Genomic DNA, 18578 nt, shown 5'->3' with positions numbered 1-18578 from the left:
GTTGCTCCCTTGTGTGGCGCTAGTCGCGAAGGATCGAGAAGAAGCGCAGCAGTTCGAGGTACAGCCAGATCACGGTGACCATGATGCCGAAAGCACCCTTCCACCCGTAGGCACGGGGAACGCGGTTGGCGACACCACGCTGGATGAGGTCGAAGTCGAGCACAAGCGAGTACGCCGCCATGATCACGACTAGTACCCCGATGATGGCACCGAGCGGAATGCCCATGAAGCTGAAGTCGCGCAGGCCTTGCGTGCTTTGAACGACGCCCGTCGCCATCAACACAACATTGAGTAGTGTGAAGATCACGTAGCCGATAAGCGCGATCATGAAGACTTTCGTGGCCTTCTTTGATGCGCGAATCTTGCCGCTAGCGAAGAGAGCCAGCGTTACACCGACCACGATGATGGTGGCGACCACCGCCTGAGTGACTACACCGCCGAAGGCCGTTTCGTAGTAACGCGAGATGCCGCCGACGAAGACACCCTCAACCGCGGAGTACGCGAGCACGAGTGCGCCAGATGGCTGCTTCTTAAAGATGTTGATGAGGGCGAGTACGAAGCCCACGAGCCCGGCGCCGATCCAGAGCAGCGGCATGTCGGCGATCCAGCCGATAGCTGCACCGACGAGCAGGAGCGCGAAGGCTCCAACGGTCTTGGCAATCGTGTCTTCAACGGTCATGACATCACTGGAGGCGGGGGCCGACTCCTGGTTGTACATGTCGTTGAGCTGCTGGTTGGATACCTGGTTCGCTACGGCGACTCCGCCGCGCGAGCTAAACGCAGCATCGCGGGAGAAAGCGGGGTTATTGAGTGCCATGATTCCTCTGTTTGGTGTGGCGTCACACGTTAGTGACACACGATAAAACTACCGGAAATTGCTGAGAAATGCCGGGTTTCAACGCCGCGATGCTGCGCTGTGAGCGATCGCTCGGGCGAGCCACGCGGCAGCAACGACGACCACCGCCGAGATTGCGAGCGCCTCAGGCATGGAGGAGTACTCCTGATAGAACCGAGGAAGGATGATGCCGTTGGCAATGGGGAGAGCCAGAGCCAGATACGACACAAGGGGCCGATGCCGAACGATCAACCAACACAGCACAGGGATCGTGAGTGTCCACATCGACATCGGGCCAGTAAGCATGAGCCAGATTTGGGTAATCGTGGGCAGCACCACGATCATCCGTCGCCATCCTCTCGACGGCATAATCGACCAGCCCACCGCCGTTGACGTTGTGCCGATGAGCAGGATGATCAGGGTGTAGTTGTTGGCTCCCTGGAGGTGCAGTGCGCCGGCAATGATCAACACGAGGCCAACAAAGTAGCGGTCGTTATAGCGACCCCACTTCAGTGGGAGGCGCCTGGCGGGTTCCCAACCCTCCGTTGCTCCCGAAACGCTAGCGGCCATTGGTGAGCAGGGAGTACAACACGATGCCCCAGACGACAAGCCAGACGTAACCGAGAACGGTAGCGATGCGAGCGATCAGCAGTCCACGCTCGCCGGTCTCACGAATCTGCCGGATCGCCACGTGCCCAAAGATTAGGGCCGGAGCCCCACCAATCACTGCCAGGGCGAGAGCGAGGATCGCGACGGGATTAGTGCGAGGGGCCACAATCGGGGCAGGGCGCACTGCATCTGCCGAGGTGGGTTCACCGCAATAGACACAGAACTTCCACTCCGGCCGCACTGGTGCAGAGCACGACGCGCATTCGGGCATACCTAAATATTAGTCGCAGGTGCACTTCGGCATATTCTTGACTCGATGAGCACCACCACCAGCCCCCTTGTGATCGGGCATCGCGGAGCCAGCGGCTACCGCCCAGAACACACCAGAGCCGCCTACGATCTCGCATTCACCCTGGGAGCGGATGCCGTAGAGCCTGACATTGTCGCGACCCGTGACGGCGTGCTGGTGTTGCGGCACGAGAACGAGATCTCGGGAACGACCAACGTCGCTGATCATCCGGAGTTTGCGGATCGCCGAACGTCAAAGACGATCGATGGCACAGTGATGACGGGCTGGTTTACCGAGGATTTCACGTGGGCCGAACTCGCCACCCTGCGCGCCCGCGAACGCCTGCCGGAGATTCGCCCAGCGAACGTCGCGTACAACGACACCGAACCGATCCTGCGGCTGAGCGATCTGCTGGAAATTGTGAAACAGCACCCCGAAGCACAGCGACGCCAACTGCGAGTCGTGGCCGAGATCAAGCATGCGAGCTACTTTGAGTCGATTGGCCTGCCGCTCGACGAACTCTTCGCCAGAGAGGTGAGCGAGTGGGCGACAGCAGACAACCTGATCATCGAATCATTCGAACAGAGCGTTCTGCACCGCATCCGCGATCGAGGCATTCCCGGCAAGCTCGTGTTCTTGCTCGAAAGTAGTGGAGCGCCATCGGACTTGATTGCGCGTTTTGGAGCTCAAGCGCGCAACTATGCCGAGCACTTGACTGCTGACGGGCTAGCCCAGCTGGCGAGCGAGGTTGACGGAATCAGTGTCGACAAGAAGATGCTCATGACCAAGGACCTCACCGGAAACCTCACCGGGACTAATGACTTAGTTTCGCGAGCTCACAGCGCGGGGCTCCTCGTATTTTGTTGGACTCTGCGAGCCGAGAACCGTTTTCTGCCGAAGAACTATCGCTCAAGCAAACAGCCCGAGAAGTTTGGCGACTGGCGCGGCGAGTTCCGCACCCTCATGGATTCCGGTCTCGACGGAGTATTCGCCGACCAACCCGACCTCGCCGTCACCGCGCGCGGGTAGAGTCGAGGAGCCATGACGACAGTTTTTGACCCCTCTGACCCTGGCCGTTCTGCAGACGGCGATTCCGTTCGTGACCCGCTGCTTGATGGGCTCAACCCTCGTCAGCGTGAAGCGGTCGAATATCGTGGCCCCTCGTTGCTGATTGTTGCCGGCGCCGGCTCGGGAAAAACGAGCGTGCTCACTCGCCGAATTGCGGGGCTGCTGCGCTCGAGAGAGGCCTGGCCGAGCCAGATTCTGGCGATCACCTTTACCAACAAGGCTGCGGCCGAGATGCGCGAACGTGTCGCGGCAATTGTGGGCAACACCGCCGAGGGAATGTGGATTTCCACCTTCCACTCCGCCTGCGTGCGCATTTTGCGTCGGGAAGCTGAAGCATTCGGGTTCTCCAAAAACTTCACCATTTACGACTCTGCCGACAGCAAGGCCCTGCTCAAGCGGATCCTCAAAGAGCTCGACGCCGACATGTATGGGTTGACGGTCAGCAAGGCGGCGAACCGCATCTCTCAGCTCAAAAATGAGCTAACCGACGTTGACGGTTTTGCTCGCGATGCCAACATGAGCGACCCGGCGGAGAAGAAGTTCCTTGAAGTCTTCCGGCGCTACACGCGTGGACTCAGCGACGCCAACGCTTTCGACTTTGACGACCTCATTGGCCAAACCGTGTACCTGTTTAGGGCGTTTCCTCACATCGCGGCCACCTACCAGCGCCGCTTCAAGCACATCCTGGTCGACGAATATCAGGACACCAACCACGCTCAGTACTCGCTGATTCGCGAGCTCACGAGACCACCAGCCCCTGAACAGTTTGAATCGTCGCAGGGCATGCTCGTGCAGGGCAGCAGCACCGGCGCTGAAGCGGAGGCCGCGTCGCTGACCGTGGTCGGCGACAGCGACCAGTCCATTTATGCGTTCCGCGGAGCCGACATCCGCAACATTGTTGAATTCGAGCGAGACTTTCCCCGCTCGACAGTGATTCTGCTTGAACAGAACTATCGCTCGACGCAGACGATTTTGGATGCCGCCAATGCGGTGATCTCGAACAACTTCGATCGCAAAGACAAGAAGCTCTTCACGACGATCGGTGAGGGCGACAAGATTGTCGGCTTCACCGGTTATTCGGGTCATGATGAAGCGCAATTCATTGCGGATGAGATTCAGAAGCTGCACGACGAAGGCGTTGCGTACAAAGACGTCGCGGTCTTCTATCGCACCAACTCGCAGACGCGTGCCCTTGAAGAGATCTTCATCCGGGCAGCTCTGCCGTACCGGGTGCTCGGCGGAACGAAGTTCTACGAGCGTGCGGAAATCAAAGATGCGTTTGGTTACCTGATTGCGGTCGCGAACCCGGCAGATCCGCTGGCGCTGCGTCGAATCATGAATACCCCGAAGCGCGGCATTGGTCCGGCGACCGAAGCCGCGCTGCAGGCGTGGGCGGATGACCGGGGCGTAACCCTGCGGGATGCGATGCGCAATGCCGCCGAACTAGGGCTCGGCCCGAAGGTAACGAAAGCAATTATTGACCTTGCCCGACTTCTTGATGACGTTATGGCGAAGGTCGAAACGGCTAAGCCTGCCGACATCCTTAATGAACTCTTGGATCGTTCAGGCTATGTTCGCGCGTTGCGCGCATCGCTAGACCCGCAGGATGAGGCTCGCGCCGAGAACGTCGATGAGTTGATCGCGGTCACGAAGGAGTTCGGAAAGAACAATCCCGACGGAACTCTTCTGGACTTCCTCACCGAGGTCTCACTTGTCGCCGCGGCCGATGACCTCGACGATTCCAGCGGAACCGTTTCCCTCATGACGCTGCACACCGCAAAGGGACTCGAATACGACGCCGTATTCTTGACCGGCGTTGAAGAAGATCTCCTCCCGCACCGCATGTCGGCGAATGAGCCAGGCGGCCCAGCAGAGGAACGTCGACTTTTCTATGTCGGAATTACACGAGCGCGCAAGAGGCTCTTCCTTTCGCTTGCGATGACCCGCGCCCAGTTTGGCGAGGTCAACGTTGCGATGCCGAGTCGCTTCCTGCAAGAAATTCCGGCCGACCTTATCGAGTGGAAACAGTCTCCGGGCATGTCGAACTCACGAGGCGGACCCCAATCTCGGGCGCTCAACGCGCGGCGTGGCAACGGCGGCGGCGGAGGCTCATGGTCCAGCTCGCTTCGCGAAGCGGCGTCTGGTGGATTGCCTCCGGCACCGCCGCGCGCAAAGACCGAGTGGGCCAATGCGATTACAGCAACGGTTCGCGACAATGGTGATCTCACTCTGGCGGCTGGCGACCGCATCCGTCACACTGATTTCGGTGATGGCACGGTAAATCAGGTGACCGGCAACGGCCCGAAGAGCATCGCCGATGTTCAATTCGATACCGCCGGACGGAAGCGTCTGCTGATCAAGATTGCTCCCATTGAGAAACTTTGATTCCGAAAGTCACGACTATTCGGGCACCATGGCGCACGGAGAAGTGCGGCTTGTCGTTCCGCGCGTTCGACCGCACGACACCGATGACGCGCTTGCCGCAGCGCTCGTGCAGGTTCGGGTAGAACTCACACTGCCGACCGGGTTCAGTGCTGAAGTCGAAGAAGCGGCTGAGGCTGCCGTCGCAGCGTATGAGCCACCAGAACTTGATCTGACCGACATTCCCTTCGCCACGATCGATCCAGAGGGTGCGACCGATCTTGATCAGGCGCTCTATCTCGAGCGCACGGGCGAGACACTGCGGGTGCTGTATGCGATTGCCGAGGTCCCCGCTTTTGTGTGGCCGGGTTCGGCGGTGGATGCGGAGGCTCGAAAGCGTGGACAAACCCTGTATGCGCCGGATGGCCGGATTCCGCTGCATCCCACAGTGATCAGCGAAAACGCTGCGTCGTTGCTCGCCGGTGCCACACGACCAGCATTCGTCTGGACCTTTGACTTGGATGCTAGGGGTGAGGTCACCTCGACAACTCTGGTGCGTGCCCGCGTACGAAACCGTCGCCAATACAACTATGACGAAGTACAAGATCTGCTCGACAATGAACTCGCTGATGAGTCACTATCGTTGCTGCCCGAATTCGGCCGGCTGCGCGCCGAGCTCGAGCGTGAGCGGGGCGGGGCAAGTCTCAACCGTCCAGACGAAGAAGTAATGCTCGTTGATGGCACGTATGTTCTTGAGCGGCGCAGCCCGCTGCCCGTCGAGCAGTACAACGCTCACGTGTCCCTCATGACGGGCATGGAAGCCGCGCGCATCATGCTCGAAGGCAACGTGGGAATCTTGCGCACAATGCCAGCACCCGACACTGAAACGCTCGACCAGTTTCGCCGCCAAGTTGCCAGTCTTGGATGCCCATGGCCCGAGAACCAGAACTATGGCGAGTATCTGCGCGCCCTTGACCACAGCGATCCCCGTGCGCTCGCCGCGATTCATGCCGCCACATCACTCTTCAGGGGAGCCGGGTACACGGTATTCGACGGCGAACACCCCGAAGAAACCATTCAAGCTGCGGTCGCCGCACCGTATGCCCACGCGACGGCACCGCTACGCCGCCTCGTCGATCGTTTCGTGCTCGTCGCCTGTGAAGCCATCATCTCTGACCGCCGTGTGCCCAAGTGGGTGCGCAAAGCTCTCCCAGAACTACCCAAGATCATGGCGCGCACAAGCTCACTAGCCTCGCAGTTGGATCGTTCCTCGGTCAATGCCATAGAGGCAGCACTCTTGAGCGCGCGAGTGGGAGACGAGTTTGATGCAACGGTCGTTTCGGAGCGCGCTGGTGGCGGCATCATCCAGATCGCAGATCCGGTTATTACCGCCCGCATTGAGGGCACAGTCTCGGCCGGCTCGACGGTGCGAGCACGGCTCGTGACCGCCGACATCGCTAGCGGAACGGTGGAGTTCGTTCTCGCCTAGAGTGCGGCAGCACCGTTAGCGGTTGAACGCCGGAACTGAGCGAGGTAGCGCCGTTGCGCCGCGAACCTCACCCACTGCGGGAGACGCGGATACACGGTACGGGAGACCCGCATGATCCGGTCGAAACGTTTCTGGCTGTGGGGGAGCGCATAGGCATCGCGCAGCTCGGCACTGAGAAACCCGGCCGTGAGTACGCGCACGAGGGGCATCGATGACCGTAACCACCACGGCCCACCAGTCGGATGCAGCAACTGTTCGGCGACTCCTCGGCTCGCGTCCGTGACGCTCAACGAGGCCAGGCTCTCGTTCCAGTAGCGGGCGAATGCCGGCCGGTCGGCAGGCCACAGCGCACGCGGAACCCCGAGCGCAGTCGCAATCACCGCGTAGTCAGCGAGTAGAGCTTCGGCATCTTCCTCGCGCAGCGGACCAAAAACGGCTTCACGAACCCGCATTGCCGTGTCATAGAGCGTGGCAGCTACCCAGAGTTGCAGAGCGGGATCGCGGGCATCGTAACTCTCCGACCGCACCGGACGATGAGCCGCACCCACCCGCCGCGCAACCTCGGCAGCCTCCTCCGGCGTGCCATACACCGTGACATAGAGATACGTGAGGGTGCCGTTGAGGCGATCCAAGGGGCGCCGCGCAAAGTCGCTGTGCTCAGCCACCGCACGACCAACAGCAGGGTGCGCGATTTGCAACAGAATGGCCGTGCCGCCACCGGCCAACAGGGCGACGTCGGCAGAGACATCCGCAATTCTGAGGGGGTCGGATGTGGGCACACGGCCAGTTTAGGAGTGCCGAACCACAATATTCGCCGATCTTTCGCTCTCTACAGCCCGCTATCGGAAAACGTACAACCTTAGGCACGGTAAGCTTTTCCATTGGCGTGCGACTCATGGAGCCGACCAATTTGGCACCGATTCGCCGCCTTCCCCACTCACCATTACGCGCGGATTGGAATGAGCAGCGTGGATTTATTTGAGTACCAGGCCAGAGACGTATTTGAGTCCTATGGCGTACCAGTACTTGCCGGCCTGATTGCCGACACCCCAGAAGAAGCCAAAGCAGCAGCCGAAAAAATCGGTGGAACCGTTGTCGTCAAGGCTCAAGTCAAGACCGGCGGTCGCGGCAAAGCAGGTGGTGTCAAGGTTGTTCACAACGCTGATGATGCTTTCGCTGCAGCTGAGCAGATCCTTGGTCTCGACATCAACGGCCACACGGTCAAGCGAGTCATGGTTGCCGCTGGCGCCCGCATCGCGCAAGAGTTCTACTTCTCTGTGTTGCTCGACCGAGCAAACCGCTCGTACCTTTCGCTGTGCAGCGTAGAGGGCGGTGTGGAGATTGAGGTTCTTGCTGTTGAGCGTCCAGAAGCTCTCGCCAAGATCGAGATCAACCCGCTCACGGGCATTGACCTCGCTAAGGCCACCGAAATCGCGAAGGCTGCGAACTTCCCGGCCGAGCTCGTTGACAAGGTCGCCCCTGTCTTCGTGAAGCTCTACGACGTGTACAAGGGCGAAGACGCAACTCTCGTTGAGGTCAACCCCCTCGTCATCACCGAAGACGGCGACATCGTTGCTCTCGACGGCAAGGTATCGCTCGACGAGAACGCTGACTTCCGTCACCCCAAGCACGCATCGCTCGAAGATGCAGCGGCAGCCAACCCCCTCGAGGCGAAGGCGAAGGCTAACGGCCTCAACTACGTCAAGCTCGATGGTGAAGTTGGTGTCATCGGTAACGGTGCCGGCCTCGTCATGTCGACGCTGGATGTTGTTGCCTACGCTGGCGAAAACCACGGAAATGTGAAGCCAGCCAACTTCCTCGACATCGGTGGCGGAGCATCCGCAGAAGTTATGGCTGCCGGGCTCGACGTTATCCTCAACGACCCTCAGGTCAAGAGCGTGTTCGTCAACGTCTTCGGTGGAATCACCGCCTGTGACGCTGTTGCTAAGGGAATCGTGGGCGCGCTCGCAGAACTCGGCAGCTCAGCAAACAAGCCTCTCGTTGTCCGTCTCGACGGAAACAAGGTCGAGGAAGGTCGCGCCATTCTCGCTGAAGCGAACCACCCCCTCGTGACACTAGCCGCCTCTATGGACGAGGGCGCCGCCAAGGCTGCCGAACTCGCCAACGCCGCGAAGTAAGGAACCGAGCATGTCAATTTTCCTCAACAAGGATTCCAAAGTCATCGTCCAGGGCATCACCGGCGGTGAGGGCACCAAGCACACCGCTCTCATGCTCGCCGCTGGCACCCAGGTCGTTGGCGGTGTCAACGCCCGCAAGGCTGGCACCACAGTCGTTCATGGTGACGTTGAGCTGCCCGTATTCGGCACTGTTGCTGAAGCAATGGAGAAGACGGGAGCGGATGTTTCGATCGCTTTTGTTCCTCCGGCCTTCACCAAAGATGCCGTTGTCGAAGCTATCGACGCTGAGATCCCACTGCTCGTCATCATCACCGAGGGTGTTCCCGTCGGTGACTCGGCCGAGTTCTGGGCTTACGCGCAGGAGAAGGGCAACAAGACCCGCATTATTGGTCCGAACTGCCCCGGAATCATCACACCAGGTGAAGCACTCGTCGGCATCACGCCAGCGAACATCACCGGCAAGGGCCCGATCGGTCTCGTCTCCAAGTCGGGAACGCTCACGTACCAAATGATGTACGAACTCCGTGATCTCGGATTCTCGACCGCAATCGGTATCGGTGGCGACCCCATCATCGGCACCACGCACATCGACGCTCTTGAAGCGTTCGAGGCTGACCCCGAGACCAAGGCCATCGTCATGATTGGTGAGATCGGTGGAGACGCTGAAGAGCGTGCCGCTGAGTACATCAAGGCTCACGTCACGAAGCCCGTAGTCGGCTACGTTGCTGGCTTCACAGCCCCCGAAGGTAAGACCATGGGCCACGCCGGTGCGATCGTTTCTGGCTCAGCCGGAACCGCTCAGGCAAAGCAAGAAGCTCTTGAAGCTGCCGGTGTGAAGGTCGGCAAGACGCCGTCTGAAGCTGCCAAGCTCATGCGCGAAATTCTCGAAACTCTGTAGATTTCAGAAGCTGTAGATTTCAGAAGCTGTAGCAAGCACTCTTCGCTACGATCAAGCGCCGCTCGTCTTCGTGACGAGCGGCGCTTGTCGTTTTTGGCGCTACTCGCGGTGTTCGTGCCTTACGGGCTTTAGCCGCTGCGGGGCGTCAGCGGCCTCCGGAAACTCGCACGTGAAGCGACCCGAGTAGCCAAAGAGGAACCCCCACAGACGGTTGCGCACTTCGAGAGAGATCACGAACTCGTTGGTCTCATCGTCGAATGACTCCGTCAGGTCGGCGCGACCGCTGAAGAGCATGGGAAAGCGGAACGCGAACGGGCCCTCATAGAAGCGTTGGGCATCCGACCTCAAATGCAGGGAACCATTTTCAGTGACAGCAAGGTCGAGATCGACGGCCAAGTGTTGATGCGTGCCCAAGTAGTCAACTATGCGGTCGCCGGCGGTGTTGAGGACCATTGTCGCGTCGAAACGCGTTGGCTTCCTCCGCACCGAGTACTCGCGCACGAAAGTGACAGTTTCGCGGCCAAACGGGTCACGGTAGGGATAGTTCTCGATGCGAAAGGCAACGTTGTCGCCGATATCTGGCGTCAGGATGTTGCGAAACCACCCGATCCACAAGAACGGAACCGTCCACCACGGTCCACGACGGATGCTCGACATGGTGCCCGTGCCAACAACCCCGTAGCTCGCCTCAAGTCCGACTCCAAAGCGCTTCTGGAGCATCGGGTGCAGCCGATCAAAGTCATCGCCAAGAACGGTTGCGAACATCGAAGTCACGGTGTCTCCAAAGTGTTGAGGGTCGCGGGGGCATCATCCATGGCGTGACCGCGTCGTGGGCTGCGGCGACAGTGCCGAGCCTGTGGACGACCGGGCTTCCAGAAGGCAAAGGGTGAGTGCGGTTCGATGTCGCTTTCGGCCCACAGGCGCAGGCTGTCGAAGCTCCACGCGGTGAGCCAGCCAACGACGGGCCTGATGAGGATGCGGTCGAAAAAGCTGCCCCAGGCCGGTTGGTAGTCGTAGCCGGTGATGAAGCGCGTGCCGCCGGGGATGGGCACATAGCGCCAGTATCCGCGGCCGTCGCCAAGCGGCGAGAGGCGATCCGTGGTGGTGAATTTCAGAGCGGAGGTGCGCGTGCCGTCTGGTCTGGTGATCTCACCTCGTGTGGTGCCCGCGCCCACGATCGTATGGAAGGGCATCCGGCGTTCGTAGCGAAAACGGTAGCCATCACTATCCAGCGTTTCGGTAGGGGCGATGCGGCTGAAGCGCAAATCCCAGCGAGCATGAGCGTCGGTGTCTTGGGTGAGTTGCCAGACGGTGTCGATGTCTGCGGCGATATCGATTTCAACGTAAATCGGCGCGGACTTCATAATCCCATTATGAGTCATCCTCGATGGATGATGGCGGTTTTCTGCGACAGCATTCTTTCGCCTCAATTACCAGAGACGACTCGTTCCTCGTCCCCCAAAGAGTGGACAATGTGTCACGTTTTGATAACGATGGGGTAACAGGGGCCCCCTATAAAGGGGTAGACCGCCCCTATAGTGGCAATTGGCGAGTGCCCGACCGCCGACAACGCATGACCAAATTAGTAGTCCCATTCAGCGAAGAATAGGAACATTCGTGAGCATTCGAAGAGTCATATCGGCGGTGGCCGCGACAACACTCGTCGCCACTTCCCTGGTTACGGGCGCCGCACTCGGCGCCACAGCTGCACCAGCATCCATTGGTGGCGGCGGCCAAACTGAATTCACCCCCGGACGTTACATCGTCACCATGGTGGATCAGGCTGCAGCAACCTACGACGGCGGGGTTCGCGGTTTTGACGCGACAACTCCACCCGACGGTGAGCAGCTCAATCCCCGCCGACAAGTCGTGCAGGACTACACCGAATACTTGCAAGAGACACAGGACGATGTCGCAGCCTCAGTCGGTGCCGACATCGAATACTCCTACACGCTTGCCACTAACGGCTTCGCTGCAGACCTCACAGCCGCTCAGGCTGTCGAGCTCTCATCAAACAAGCTTGTAGCCTCGATCGTGCCCGATGAACTCAAGAAGATCACGGCAGCGCAGCGCTCCACTGAATTCCTCGGGCTGGAAGGCGCCGACGGGCTGTGGGCATCCATCGGCGGCGCAGAAACTGCGGGAGAAGGCATCGTTGTTGGTGTTCTCGACACCGGCTTCGCCCCTGAGAACCCCGCGTTCGCTGGCGACCCGCTCGGAACCTCACCGGGGGCGGCGCCCTACCGCGACGGTGACGCAACCGTCTTTGCGAAGGCCGATGGCCAAACCTTTGTCGGAGCGTGCATCGAAGGCGAACAATTCACCGCCGATGACTGCACCACAAAAGTAATCAGCGCGCGTTACTTCGTCGATGGTTTCGGCGCGGGCAACCTCGGTGACGCCAGCGTTGGAGAATACGTGTCTCCTCGAGACGGAGATGGCCACGGATCCCACACGGCGAGCACCGCAGCAGGAAACCTCGAAGTTGACGCCACCGTTGGCGGAAACGCGCTTGGATACTTCTCCGGCGTCGCTCCGGCAGCCAAAATCGCCGCCTACAAAGTTTGCTGGAGCGGACCAGACCCGGTCGCAACGACCGACGACGGTTGTGCATCCACTGACCTACTGGCCGCAATTGACCAGGCTGTTGCCGATGGCGTTGACGTGATCAACTACTCAATCGGTGGAGGAGCTGCCAGCAGCACCGTATCGCCGACCGACCAAGCATTCTTGGGTGCTGCCGCTGCCGGTGTCTTTGTTGCTGCTTCTGCAGGCAACGACGGCCCAGGCGCCTCAACACTCGACAACGCAGCGCCGTGGATCACCACGGTTGCTGCCAGCACCATCCCCAACTACGAAGCCACCGTCACCCTCGGCGATGGCCAAGAATTTGCGGGTGCCTCCATCACGGTCGACCTCGACCCTGCAGCTGAACCGTTGACGGGTGAACTCGTCAATGCGGCGGCTGTCGCTCTCGCCGGTGCGGTTGATCCCAATCTCTGCATGCCAGACACCCTCGACCCGGCGCTCGTCACCGGAAAAATCGTAGTCTGCGAACGCGGCGTAATTGCCCGCGTCGATAAGTCAGCAGAGGTTGCACGCGCCGGCGGTATTGGCGCGATCCTGGTAAACGTCACGCCGAGCTCGACAGACCTCGACACCCACGTGATCCCCACAGTGCACTTGGATGCTCGCTACCACGATCAAGTGATCGCCTATGCGGCAACTGAGGGTGCAACGGCAACCTTCACGCCGGGCAACGAAACGGCGTACCAGCCGCCGACACCACAGGTCGCTGGCTTCTCGTCACGCGGACCGGTCGAGGCTGACGGCAGCGACATCGTCAAGCCAGACATCTCGGCACCCGGCGTGGGAATCCTCGCCGCCGGTGCTAATGCTGAAGGTGCAGAACCGACCTTCCAGCTCCTGTCTGGTACGTCGATGTCATCACCCCATGTGGCCGGTCTCGCCGCGCTCTACCTCGGCGAGCGTCCCAACGCGACACCAGCGGAAATCAAGTCAGCGTTCATGACTACCGCCTACGACACGGTTGATGGGGACGGCAACCCCGTCACCGATCCGTTCACTCAGGGCGCTGGCCACATTGATCCGACCAAGTTCTTTGAACCTGGCCTGCTCTACCTGAACGGAATCGGCGATTGGCTGTCCTACATCGAGGGCGCCGGCTACGACGTGCTCGACCCCTCGGTCGTCGCGATTGATCCCAGCAATCTCAACCTGGCATCGATTGGTATCGGTTCATTGACGGCACCAGAGACGATTACTCGTACCGTGACCTCCACTCAGGCGGGCACCTTCGAAGCATCAATCTCAGTACCGGGAATCGACGCAACCGTCTCACCATCAACACTGACCTTCGGTGCTGCCGGTGAAACTCAGAGCTACGAAGTGACATTCAGCCGAACGGATGCTCCGCTCGACCAGTTCACCACTGGCTCGCTTACGTGGACCAGCGGCGACACAGTCGCGCACAGCCCCATCGCAGTGCGCCCCGTCACGATCGAGGCACCGTCGTCAGCTAGCGGAACCGGAACGTACGGCGCCGTTGACATCACCGTCACTCCTGGTGGAACCGGCGACATCCCGCTGACCTCGACCGGGCTGACTGCTGGAGTCTTCTATGAAGACCCAACGGGAGTCGAAACCGAGCACTCGGGTTCGGGTTCCAGCGGTGATGAGTTCGAGTACACAATGATCGTGCCGGAGGGTACGACCTATGCGCGCTTCGATCTCGACTCCATCGATGACACGGCCGACCTCGACCTAATCGTGTACCTGCTCAACGATGCGGGAACACCGATCGCGGGCTGGCAGTCGGCCACAGGCGATGCGGATGAGCGAGTGAACCTTGCTGATCCGACCCCGGGAAACTACCTGGTGATCGCTTCGGTCTATGCCGCGAACCCATCGACAGCGTTCGACGTCCGGACCTTCGCGGTGGTCCCTGGAGCTGGTGCGCCACTCGGATTGACCCCGGCAGTGCTCTCGGGCGTGCAGGGTGAACCGGCGACGTACACGGCATCGTGGGAAGGCCTCGCGCCCTTCACGAGCTACCTCGGTCTCATCAGCTACGGCGACACCGGTGCGGTGACAGCACTTGAGGTAGTTACTCAAGAGGATGTTGTTCCCGGTACTCCGGTAAACACCGTGCTGCCGTCGATCACCGGCAAGCCCATCGTTGGCAAAAAGCTCACCGCGAATCCGGGCGAGTGGGATGTTGACGGACTGAAGTTCAGCTACCAGTGGCAGGCAGACGGTACCGCAATTGCTGGTGCTGACAAGCGCAAGTACACGGTCACGAAAGCGGATGAGGGCAAGGCGATCACTGTCGTTGTCACCACGAGCAAGAAGGATGTGCCGAGTGCCAGTGCGACCTCTGAAGCTGTGATGATCAATTACAGCTCGAGCGTTAGCCTGTCGGTGAGCCGTCACATCGCATTCTCGTGGAACACGGTCAGTGCGAGCATCCGAGTAGCAACAGGTGAGGAGGCGGCTCCCACTGGAACCGTCAAGATCACTGTTGACGGCAAGAAGGTCGACACTGTCAAGCTGGGGGAAGCCGACAACGGAAAGGTGACGGTGAAGCTACCGAAACTCGATCGCGGGCTGCACCAAGTGAAGGCCGACTTTATGCCAGCCGGTGACAATGTGACTGGCTCGACGAGTCGCAACGATTGGGTGTGGATCGTCTTCTAGGCGCACACACCTCACGCACTACAACAACGGCTAGTCGTCCCCACAGGCGGCTGGCCGTTGTTGGTTGGGCGAGCCGTTCCGAGTCGTGAGTCTGGTTGCCAGTCGCGAGCTGCCCTTAGTCGTCAGTGGGGCGAGACAATTGCTCCCTGACAGATCGCGTATTTGCGGTAGGCCGCAACCACGGCCGCGGAGAGTGCGGGTACGCTCACGTTCGACATGAATCGCCAGCTCACACTCCTTTTCGCCGCCTTTGAGGCGCTCTTGGTGGCCGCCATTGGTATTGCGATACCGCTGGTTCCGCTGACGCTCCTGTGGGGCATCCACTACGGTCTTTCAATCGACTGGACTGTGTTCTGGCGTGGAGCCGTCGACATCTGGCTGGTTGGCCACGGAGTCGATATCACAGTGGTCTTGGACCCGACAGTGTCGCAATCGCTGGGTTTCGCCGAAGCTAGTACCCCCGTCACAATCACGATGGCGTTGTTAGGTTTTTCGCTGCTCACCGTACTTTTGGGAGTTCGTGCCGGTCGCCGCGTTGCGGAGACCTCGCACGCACTACTCGGCACTCTTTCGTCCCTCGTCACGTTTGGGCTTGCGTCGCTCGTGGTCACCCTCTCGGCGCAGCATCCCGTTGCCAATCCTTCGCTCTGGCAGGGCACGCTGCTGCCAACACTGGTGTTCGCGGTTGGACTCTTCATCGGCAGCCAGGTCGTTACTACTAAGAGCCGCGCCGTCGGCCCCTTACGCCGTTGGGTTCTTGGCTGGCCCATAACTGTTCGCACCGTGTTGGCTACTTCGCTGCGAGGTGGGGCGATCGCAGCGGCCGGGCTACTGACTCTTGCCTCCATCGCGACCATGCTGGCGATCATCACGTCGTATGCCGAAATCATCAGTCTGTATGAAGCCCTGCATACCGAAGTGCTTGGTGGAGTTGCGGTGACTCTGGGGCAAATCGCGCTGCTACCCAACATTGTGCTTTGGGCTACGTCATGGCTCGTAGGTCCCGGCTTCGCGATCGGCGCAGGCTCAACCGTCTCGCCACTGGCGACTGCTCTGGGGCCGATTCCGGCAATCCCGGTGTTCGGCGCATTACCTACGGGAGATTTCTCCTTTGGTTACGTAGGGCTGCTCGCTCCCGTCGTCGTCGGTTTCTTGGTGGCAGCTGTTCTCGGCCCCCGCATCGCTGGCGAACTTCGTCGACGCGAGCTGGCGATTGTTGCGCTCGGTATCGGGGCAACAGCCGCGACGATCATCGGGCTACTCGTGTGGGCTTCGGCAGGTTCTGCCGGGCCGGGGCGACTCATCGAGGTCGGCCCTCAGCCGTGGATCGTCTCGGCGTGGGCCTTCGTGGAGTTCTCGGTGGCTGCCGGTCTCGGATTGTTGACTTCTGCTCGCCCGGAGCGGGCAGATGACGGCTTCACGCAACGCTAGGCTGGGTCTGTGCTCACACTCGTTGTCTTGATCTCAGGGGGCGGGTCTAACCTCGCAGCCCTGCTCGAAGCGGCCGAAAGCGCCGATTTTCCCGCCCGCGTCCTCGCGGTGGGCGCCGACCGCGCAGCCGACGGTCTCGATCATGCCGAGCATTACGGCATCCCCACCTTTACCGTGCCCATGTCGAGCTTCGCTAGTCGCGAAGAGTGGGGCGATGAACTGCTCGAGCAGATCCAATTGTGGAATGCCGACCTTGTGGTGCTGAGCGGTTTCATGAAGCTGCTTCCGCCGCGCGTTGTCGAGGCGCTGTCGCCAAACATCATCAACACGCACCCGGCCTATCTGCCCGAGTTCCCTGGCGCTCATGCGGTTCGGGATGCTCTCACTGCCGGGGCTACTCAGACTGGTGCCAGCGTTATCAAGGTCGACAACGGTGTCGATAGCGGTCCGATCATCGTGCAAGAGCGCGTAGCAATCGAACCGGGAGACACCGAAGAGCACCTGCACGCGCGGATTAAGCCGGTCGAGCGCCGCCTCCTCGTGCAGACGATCGAAGACATTGCTCACAATCGCATCAACCTAAAGGAACTCTGAATCCTATGAGCGGCCCAAGCCACAACCCAGCCGATTTCCGCGAACGAGACATCGTTCCGATCCGACGTGCCCTCATTTCGGTGAGCGACAAGTCAGGGCTCCTTGAGCTTGCTGGTGCGCTCGCAGCCGCCGGCGTAGAGCTGGTCTCGACCGGGTCGACCGCCAAGACGATCGCCGCTGCTGGCCACGAAGTCACCGAGGTCTCGAGTGTCACCGGATTTCCCGAGTCGCTCGATGGCCGCGTAAAAACCCTGCACCCTGCCGTGCATGCCGGCATCCTTGCTGACCTCCGACTTGAGTCGCACGAAGCTCAACTCGAAGAACTCGGCATCAAGGCATTCGACCTCGTCGTCGTGAACCTGTACCCCTTCGTCGAGACCGTCGCCTCGGGGGCCGCTCCCGCCGACATTGTCGAGCAGATCGACATCGGCGGCCCTGCCATGGTGCGTGCCTCGGCCAAAAACCACGCCAATGTTGCCATCGTCACGAGCCCAGACAGTTACAACGAAATCATTGCGGCCGCTGCTGGCGACGGCACGACTTTTGCACAGCGATATGCACTCGCATCGCAGGCCTTCGCCCACACTGCTGCCTATGACACCGCCGTTTCGCAGTGGTTCCTGACCGGCGCACTGCTCGGCGAATCGGATGCCGCGGCATCCGCCCCTACCTTCCCGACGCACATCGATGTTGCTGCCGACCAGCTCGCGGTACTGCGCTACGGCGAAAATTCGCACCAGCAGGCGGGCCTCTATGGCATTGCTCGCTCCAGCGGAATCGCCCAGGCTACCCAGCTTGGTGGCAAAGAAATGTCATACAACAACTACGTGGATGCCGACGCCGCTCTGCGCGCCGCCTACGACCACGAGACTCCCGCCGTCGCGGTCATCAAGCACGCTAACCCGTGTGGAATCGCCACTGCGGCGACCATCGCAGAAGCTCACGTTTTGGCGCACGCCTGCGACCCCATCTCGGCCTATGGCGGAGTTATTGCCGCAAATGGCATCATCACGAAGGCGGCCGCAGAATCGATTTCGCCGATTTTCACCGAGGTTGTTGTTGCTCCTGGTTTCGAACCTGAAGCGTTAGAGATCTTGCAGGCGAAGAAGAATCTGCGCTTGCTGCAATTGCCTGAGGGTTATGCGCGTGAGGGCAGTGAGCTTCGCCAGATTTCGGGCGGAATGCTTGTGCAAGAACTCGATAACCACTTCGCTGCGCCTTCGACGTGGACGCTTGCGGCAGGCGACCCCGCTGATGCCGCGACCATCGCCGATCTTGAGTTTGCGTGGCGAGCGGTGCGTGCTGTGAAATCGAACGCGATTTTGTTGGCTGATGGCGGAGCATCCGTTGGTGTGGGTATGGGCCAGGTTAACCGGGTTGACTCGTGCCAGTTGGCAATTTCGCGTGCCGGTGATCGTGCCAAGGGTTCGGTTGCGGCGAGTGACGCGTTCTTCCCTTTTGCCGACGGTTTGCAGTTGCTTCTTGATGCTGGTGTTCGTGCGGTTGTTCAGCCGGGCGGATCGATTCGGGACGAAGAAGTGATTGCTGCTGCGATCGAAGCTGGCGTCACGATGTACTTCACGGGTGAGCGTCACTTCTTCCACTAAGCGGGGCGAACTTCGCGTAGGGCAAATCCATATAATTTCACC

General features: G+C 60.3%; 15 protein-coding genes. 9 read left to right on the top strand and 6 right to left on the bottom strand.

Translation table 11 applies throughout. The features are described 5' to 3' along the window. Positions 1–19 precede the first annotated feature (19 nt). From AC1ENN_RS11575 to AC1ENN_RS11565, 3 genes are all read right to left on the bottom strand, one after another. The gene (locus tag AC1ENN_RS11575; protein WP_480391250.1) at positions 20–817 is read right to left on the bottom strand and encodes a Bax inhibitor-1/YccA family protein; all 798 of its coding nucleotides are present in this window, start codon (positions 815–817) and stop codon (positions 20–22) included. A 78-nt stretch (positions 818–895) separates the two neighbouring features. Further along, positions 896–1405 (bottom strand): hypothetical protein, encoded by a 510-nt coding sequence (locus tag AC1ENN_RS11570; RefSeq protein WP_449647397.1) that lies wholly within the window; start codon positions 1403–1405, stop codon positions 896–898. Next, positions 1395–1628 carry a DUF4190 domain-containing protein gene (locus AC1ENN_RS11565; protein ID WP_480406097.1) on the bottom strand — a complete coding sequence of 78 codons (234 nt, stop codon included), beginning with the start codon at positions 1626–1628 and terminating at the stop codon, positions 1395–1397. The genes AC1ENN_RS11570 and AC1ENN_RS11565 overlap by 11 nt, the downstream gene beginning before the upstream one ends. Before the next feature lie 132 nt (positions 1629–1760). Between AC1ENN_RS11565 and AC1ENN_RS11560 the strand changes: the two genes are divergently transcribed. From AC1ENN_RS11560 to AC1ENN_RS11550, 3 genes are read left to right on the top strand one after another with little or no spacing between them, the layout of a single operon-like run. Then, positions 1761–2762: a glycerophosphodiester phosphodiesterase family protein gene (locus tag AC1ENN_RS11560; protein ID WP_449647395.1), complete on the top strand. Its 1002-nt coding sequence runs from the start codon at positions 1761–1763 to the stop codon at positions 2760–2762. 12 nt (positions 2763–2774) lie between these two features. Continuing rightward, entirely contained in the window at positions 2775–5186 is a 2412-nt protein-coding gene (locus AC1ENN_RS11555; RefSeq protein WP_449647394.1) for an ATP-dependent helicase, read from the top strand. A gap of 28 nt (positions 5187–5214) precedes the next feature. Further along, on the top strand, positions 5215–6651 hold the full coding sequence (locus AC1ENN_RS11550) for an RNB domain-containing ribonuclease (protein ID WP_480406096.1): 1437 nt from the start codon (positions 5215–5217) through the stop codon (positions 6649–6651). Here the strand turns inward: AC1ENN_RS11550 and AC1ENN_RS11545 are convergent. Beyond that, positions 6648–7430, bottom strand: a complete 783-nt coding sequence (locus AC1ENN_RS11545) for an oxygenase MpaB family protein (RefSeq protein ID WP_449647392.1) — start codon at positions 7428–7430, stop codon at positions 6648–6650. The two genes, AC1ENN_RS11550 and AC1ENN_RS11545, sit on opposite strands and share 4 nt — an antisense overlap. 189 nt (positions 7431–7619) lie before the next feature. Here AC1ENN_RS11545 and sucC point away from each other — a divergent pair, with 189 nt between their 5' ends. Both sucC and sucD read left to right on the top strand, forming a co-directional pair. Then, positions 7620–8789, top strand: coding sequence for an ADP-forming succinate--CoA ligase subunit beta (gene sucC, locus AC1ENN_RS11540; RefSeq protein ID WP_449648201.1), 1170 nt, complete (start codon positions 7620–7622; stop codon positions 8787–8789). A 10-nt stretch (positions 8790–8799) separates the two neighbouring features. Further along, the gene (sucD, locus tag AC1ENN_RS11535) at positions 8800–9687 is read left to right on the top strand and encodes a succinate--CoA ligase subunit alpha (protein WP_449647391.1); all 888 of its coding nucleotides are present in this window, start codon (positions 8800–8802) and stop codon (positions 9685–9687) included. Positions 9688–9786: 99 nt separating this feature from the next. Here sucD and AC1ENN_RS11530 read toward each other — a convergent pair whose 3' ends face one another. Beyond that, positions 9787–10452, bottom strand: coding sequence for a DUF4166 domain-containing protein (locus AC1ENN_RS11530; RefSeq protein ID WP_449648200.1), 666 nt, complete (start codon positions 10450–10452; stop codon positions 9787–9789). A 5-nt stretch (positions 10453–10457) separates the two neighbouring features. After that, a complete protein-coding gene (locus AC1ENN_RS11525; protein WP_449647390.1) occupies positions 10458–11051 on the bottom strand; it encodes an SRPBCC family protein in 594 nt (197 codons plus the stop codon). Between the two features lie 253 nt (positions 11052–11304). Here AC1ENN_RS11525 and AC1ENN_RS11520 point away from each other — a divergent pair, with 253 nt between their 5' ends. The 4 genes from AC1ENN_RS11520 (at position 11305) to purH (ending at position 18536) form a co-directional block, all read left to right on the top strand. Continuing rightward, the gene (locus AC1ENN_RS11520; protein WP_480391249.1) at positions 11305–14904 is read left to right on the top strand and encodes a S8 family serine peptidase; all 3600 of its coding nucleotides are present in this window, start codon (positions 11305–11307) and stop codon (positions 14902–14904) included. Positions 14905–15120: 216 nt separating this feature from the next. Continuing rightward, positions 15121–16335, top strand: coding sequence for a cell division protein PerM (locus AC1ENN_RS11515; protein WP_449647388.1), 1215 nt, complete (start codon positions 15121–15123; stop codon positions 16333–16335). A 9-nt stretch (positions 16336–16344) separates the two neighbouring features. Next, positions 16345–16929: a phosphoribosylglycinamide formyltransferase gene (gene purN / locus AC1ENN_RS11510; protein WP_449647387.1), complete on the top strand. Its 585-nt coding sequence runs from the start codon at positions 16345–16347 to the stop codon at positions 16927–16929. 5 nt (positions 16930–16934) lie between these two features. After that, positions 16935–18536 carry a bifunctional phosphoribosylaminoimidazolecarboxamide formyltransferase/IMP cyclohydrolase gene (gene purH / locus AC1ENN_RS11505; RefSeq protein WP_449647386.1) on the top strand — a complete coding sequence of 534 codons (1602 nt, stop codon included), beginning with the start codon at positions 16935–16937 and terminating at the stop codon, positions 18534–18536. Positions 18537–18578: the final 42 nt, after the last annotated feature.

The sequence above is a fragment of the Rhodoglobus sp. G.S.23 genome, assembly GCF_056675935.1.
Note: the sequence above shows the minus strand (reverse complement) of the source record. Positions and strands in the feature narration are given on the sequence as shown.